This is a genomic window from Mesorhizobium sp. M4A.F.Ca.ET.050.02.1.1 (assembly GCF_003997725.1).
GTDB lineage: Bacteria > Pseudomonadota > Alphaproteobacteria > Rhizobiales > Rhizobiaceae > Mesorhizobium.
Map to the genome: position 1 here is coordinate 1 of NZ_RZSG01001425.1, position 593 is coordinate 593.

The 593-nt window shown below is 64.6% G+C and carries 1 protein-coding gene; it reads right to left on the reverse strand.

From position 1 onward, the window contains the following. Positions 1–185: 185 nt before the first annotated feature. The coding region (locus tag EOA33_RS37940) for a M23 family metallopeptidase (protein WP_145989614.1) at positions 186–593 on the reverse strand (408 nt) is incomplete at its 5' end.

A 593-nucleotide genomic window follows, 5' to 3' on the forward strand; every position in this document is an offset into this window, starting at 1 on the left:
CAAGAACTCCGCCCCGGTCGATCCGTCGGGCTATCTCGAATAGAAGAAGAAAAATTGCGGGCCGTCTCGGCAAGCCGCTGAAGGATTGAGGTCAGGCAGACAGCTGAAAAAGCCCGCCCCTTGCGGAGCGGGCTGAGCCGGCGGGCTGGACTGGAGGTCTCAGACGGCCCGCAATTTTTCTTCTTCTATTCGAGATAGCCCGACGGATCGACCGGGGCGGAGTTCTTGCGCACTTCGAAGTGCAGCTTCGGCGAGTCGGTGGTGCCGCTCATGCCGGACAGCGCGATCTCCTGGCCGCGCTTGACCTTCTGGCCGCGCTGCACCTCGATCGAGCTGGCGTGGCCGTAGACGGTGACCAGCCCGTTCTCGTGCCGCACCAGGACGGTGTTGCCGAATTCCTTCAGCCCGTCGCCGGCATAGATGACGACGCCGTTCTCTGCAGCCTTGACTGGCGTGCCCTCCGGGACCGCAATGTCGACGCCGTCCTTGCCGCCGCCAAAATTGGAGATCACGCGGCCGCGCACCGGCCAGCGCATTTTGCCGATGCCGGTTGCATCCGGCGCCACCGAGATCGTGGTCCGGGACGGCGAGAC